We start from the raw sequence: 1,206 nt of genomic DNA on the forward strand, positions 1-1,206 counted from the left end.
CGTCAAGGACCGCCGCGTCGGCACCGCCGTCGGCGGTCCCGGCGATCAACGCCAACGCGATGATGTCGGCGACCTCGGTAAAGGCCGCCTCCGAGAAACCACGGGTGGCCAACGCCGGGGTCCCGATCCGTAGCCCCGACGTCACCATCGGAGGCCGCGGATCGAACGGGACCGCATTGCGGTTGACCGTGATCTCGATCTTCGCCAACAGGTCCTCGCCTTCCTGGCCATTGAGGACCGAATCCCGCAGATCCACCAACACCAGGTGCACATCCGTGCCCCCGGTCAACACGCTGATCCCGCACTCGGCGACATCTGCGGCCGTGAGGCGTTCGGCCAGGATCCTCGCCCCGGCCAACGTGCGCGCCTGGCGCTCGGCGAACTCTTCGGAGGCGGCGATCTTGAACGCCACCGCCTTGCCGGCAATGACATGCTCCAACGGCCCGCCCTGCTGACCGGGGAACACCGCGGAGTTGATCTTCTTGGCGATATCGGCCTCGTTGGTCAGGATGATCCCGCCGCGCGGGCCGGCCAACGTCTTATGCGTGGTGGAGGTGACCACATGGGCATGGGGCACCGGGGAAGGATGCAACCCGGCAGCGACCAGACCGGCGAAATGGGCCATGTCCACGAACAAGTAGGCGCCGACCTGATCGGCAATGGCCCGGAAGCGTTCGAAGTCCAGCTGACGCGGATACGCCGACCAGCCGGCCACGATCATCTTGGGCTGGTGCTCGATCGCCAACGCCTCGACCTCGTCCATATCGATCCGCAGATCCGTTTCGGACACCGAGTACGGGACGATGTTGTACAGCCGTCCGGAGAAGTTGATCTTCATCCCGTGGGTCAAGTGACCGCCATGGGCCAGGTTCAGGCCCATGACCGTGTCCCCGGGACGGATCAACGCGTGCATCACCGAGGCATTGGCCTGGGCGCCCGAATGCGGCTGGACGTTGGCGAAACCGGCCCCGAAGAGGGCCTTGACCCGCTCGATCGCCAGCGACTCGATCACGTCGACATGCTCGCAGCCGCCGTAGTACCGGCGCCCGGGGTATCCCTCGGCGTATTTATTGGTCAGCACCGAGCCCTGGGCTTCCATGACCGCCTGGGCGGTGTGGTTCTCCGAGGCGATCATTTCCAGACCGTCCTGCTGGCGGGCCAGCTCGGCATCGATCCGCGAAGCAACCTCGGGATCAAGCTCCGCCA

Annotated in this window: 1 protein-coding gene; it reads right to left on the reverse strand. The window is 65.8% G+C overall.

All coding sequences use genetic code 11. From position 1 onward, the window contains the following. On the reverse strand, positions 1-1,206 hold a 1,206-nt coding region (glyA, locus tag ACT3S6_RS15870; RefSeq protein WP_444555772.1), incomplete at both ends, for a serine hydroxymethyltransferase.

Source organism: Arthrobacter sp. AOP36-C1-22 (assembly GCF_052377515.1).
GTDB lineage: Bacteria > Actinomycetota > Actinomycetes > Actinomycetales > Micrococcaceae > Arthrobacter_H.